Consider the following 3,371-nt stretch of genomic DNA (forward strand, 5'->3'; position numbering starts at 1 on the left):
ATGGCCATCATCCGCACCCTGCTGCGGCACGCGGCGGAGACGCTCTTTCGATCCAGGCGCCGCCGGGCTCGGCGCTGCACCTGCTGCCGCTGTACGTGCGGGTGGAGCGTTACCGCCGGGACAGCGGGCAGGACGCGGCGCTGGACCTGCACTGGGTGGCGGAGGAGGCGGTCCGGGAGGCGCGGCGGGCGCTGGAGTGGTGGTTCGACCGGACGCGGCCCGAGGAGCGCGCGCTGCCGGACCTCAACCACCTGGCCCACGCGCTGTGGGGTTCCCTCCGGTTCCGGGACGCGGCGCGGGTGTTCGAGGCGATCGGCCCCTACTTCACACCGCCGCCCTGGATGTACCGCACCCGGGACCGGGACCGGGCGGTGGAGGTCTTCACCCAGGCCCGGGACCGCTGCCGGGCCGCCGCGGAGGGCTCCGGCTCCTGAACACCTCGTAGCAGCACGTCAGTTCGACACCGTACGGCAACCACGATCCGGAGGTCCCCCGCGTGTCCCCCACCCCCGAGCCCTCGCCCGTGCCCTCTCCCGGGCTGCCGCAGCAGGACGAGGAGCAGCGCCTGCGCGAACTCGGCTACCGGCCGGTGCTGGCCCGCCGGATGGGCGGCTTCGGCAACTTCGCGATCAGCTTCTCGGTGATCTCGATCCTGTCCGGCTGCATGACCCTGTACGGCTTCGGCCTGAACACCGGCGGCCCGGCCGTGATGCTGTGGGGCTGGGCGGGCGTGGGCCTGTTCGTGCTGTGCGTCGGCCTCGCGCTCGCCGAGGTGACCAGCGCCTATCCGACCTCCGGCGCCCTGTACTACATGGCCGACCGGCTCGGCGGCCGGCGCTGGGGCTGGTACACCGGCTGGCTGAACCTGCTGGGCCTGCTCGGCGCGATCGCCGGCATCGACTACGGCGCCGCCCTGTTCACCGGGGCGTTCGCCAGCCTCCAGTGGGGCTTCACCCCGACGCCCGGCACGACCATGCTGATCTTCTGCGTCATCCTGCTGCTGCACGCGGTGCTGAACCTGTTCGGCGTACGCCTGGTCAGCCTGCTGAACTCGGTCAGCGTGTGGTGGCACCTGGCGGGCGTGGCGCTGATCGTGGGCGCGCTGGTGATCGTCCCGGACCGGCACCGCTCGGCGTCCTTCGTGTTCACCGAGTTCGTCAACGAGACCGGCTGGGACAACCGGGTGTACGTGGCGGCGATCGGCCTGCTGCTCGCGCAGTACACCTTCTCCGGGTACGACGCCTCCGCCCATCTGTCGGAGGAGACCTCGCACGCCTCGGTGGCCGCCTCCCGGGGCATCGTCCGCGCCATCTGGGTGTCCTGGCTCGCGGGCTTCGTGCTGCTGGCCGGACTGACCTTCGCCATCCAGGACTACGACGCCACGCGCACCACGGACACCGGTGTGCCGCCCGCGCAGATCATGCTGGACGGCCTCGGCACCGACGGCGCGAGCGCCCTGCTGCTGGTCGTGATCGTCGCCCAGTTGTTCTGCGGGAACGCCGAGGTCGCCGCGGCCAGCCGGATGGTGTTCGCGTTCAGCCGGGACGGGGCGCTGCCCGGCTCGCACCTGTGGCGCAAGGTGAGCGGACGCACCCAGACCCCGGTCGCCGCCGTGTGGCTGTCGGTGACCGTGGCCTGTGTGCTCGCGCTGCCGTCGCTGTACTCGGCGACGGCGTACAACGCGGTGACCGCCATCAACGTCATCGGCATCACGCCCGCCTACGCCATCCCCGTCCTGCTGCGGCTGCGGGCGGGCGACCGCTTCCGGCCGGGTCCGTGGCACCTGGGCCGCTGGAGCAAGCCGGTGGGGTGGATCGCGGTCGGCTGGGTGGCGTGCGTGACCGTCCTGTTCTGCCTGCCGCAGGCGTCACCGGTCACGGTGGGCACGATGAACTACGCCTCCGTCGCCCTCGCCGTGGTGCTGGTCCTCGCCACCGTCTGGTGGTTCGTCGCCCGTCGGTCGTACGGCACGCCCTCGGCCGCCTACGGCAGCGGCCGGGACCAGGCGGACTTCGCGGAGGGCATCGTCTGAGCGGCGGTGCGGCGGGCACCGCTCCCGGTACGAACTCACGGGCGGGATGCGGCAGGATGAACGGACGCGCCGGTTCCCGGAGTTCCTCCGGCCGGCGCGGTCGCACATCCCGGACATCGAGCAGGTGACAACGTGACGAGACTTCACAACCGGCCTCCCGCAGCCGCCGAGCGCCCCGGGGGTGAGCGGTGAACCGCGCGCTGACCCTGGACGACCTCGTCCTCGCCGGAATCGCCCTGGCGGCGGGCCTGACGCTCGCCTTCATGTCGCGAACCCTGCTGCGCTGGCTGGCCAAGCACGCCAAGCGGACCCGCTGGAGCGGGGACGACGTCATCGTGGACGCGCTGCGCTCGGTCGTGCCCTGGGCGGCCATCGCGGGCGGCGCGGCGGCGGCGACGGCCGTGCTGCCGCTGACCCGGACCGTCCAGCACCACATCGACGAGGTGCTCCAGGTCTGGGTGATCGCCGTGGTGACCTTCTCCGCGGCCCGGGTCATCGCCGGCCTGGTGCGCTCGGTCACCCAGTCCCGCTCGGGGGTGGCGGGCTCGGCGACCATCTTCGTCAACATCACCCGGGTGCTGGTGCTGGCCATCGGCTTCCTGGTCGTCCTGCAGACACTGGGCATCTCCATAGCGCCGCTGCTCACCGCCCTGGGCGTGGGCGGTCTGGCCGTCGCGCTCGCCCTTCAGGACACGCTCGCCAACCTCTTCGCGGGCATCCACATCCTCGCCTCCAAGACCGTGCAGCCGGGTGACTACATCCGGCTGAGCAGCGGCGAGGAGGGCTATGTCGTCGACATCAACTGGCGCCAGACGACGGTCCGCCAGCTCTCCAACAACCTGGTGGTCATCCCCAACGGCCAGCTCGCCAAGGCCAACATGACCAACTACACGCGGCCCGAGCAGGAGCTGACCGTGCTGGTGCAGGTGGGGGTCGGCTACGACTCCGACCTCGAGCACGTGGAGCGGGTGACGGCCGAGGTGGTCACGGAGGTGATGAGGGACGTCGCGGGCGCCGTCCCCGACCACGAGCCCGCGATCCGCTTCCACACCTTCGGCGACTCGCGGATCGGTTTCACGGTGATCCTGGGCGTGGGCGAGTTCAGCGACCAGTACCGGATCAAGCACGAGTTCATCAAGCGGCTCCACCGCCGCTACCGCGCCGAGGGCATCCGCATCCCGGCCCCCACCCGCACGGTCGCCCTCCAGCAGGGCTCCCTGCCGATCCCGCAGCAGCGCAGCGGCGAGGAGGCGGTGTCGGGCGCGGAGTAGGGCGATGGCCGGGGCCGTCACGGACGCCCCTGACGGCCGTCCCCGCCGCCCCTTCCGACTCCCGCGTG

At 71.9% G+C, this 3,371-nt stretch carries 2 protein-coding genes and 1 pseudogene; all 3 read left to right on the forward strand.

What is annotated here, in order from left to right; translation table 11 throughout:
• Positions 1-434: pseudogene (locus H5J33_RS28170) on the forward strand (hypothetical protein); the annotation flags it as partial.
• Between the two features lie 62 nt (positions 435-496).
• On the forward strand, positions 497-2,032 hold the full coding sequence (locus H5J33_RS28175; RefSeq protein ID WP_181797651.1) for an amino acid permease: 1,536 nt from the start codon (positions 497-499) through the stop codon (positions 2,030-2,032).
• A gap of 188 nt (positions 2,033-2,220) precedes the next feature.
• The gene (locus H5J33_RS28180) at positions 2,221-3,303 is read left to right on the forward strand and encodes a mechanosensitive ion channel family protein (protein WP_181797652.1); all 1,083 of its coding nucleotides are present in this window, start codon (positions 2,221-2,223) and stop codon (positions 3,301-3,303) included.
• Positions 3,304-3,371: the final 68 nt, after the last annotated feature.

The organism is Streptomyces sp. WELS2, from assembly GCF_013870595.1.
Classification (GTDB): Bacteria; Actinomycetota; Actinomycetes; order Streptomycetales; family Streptomycetaceae; genus Streptomyces.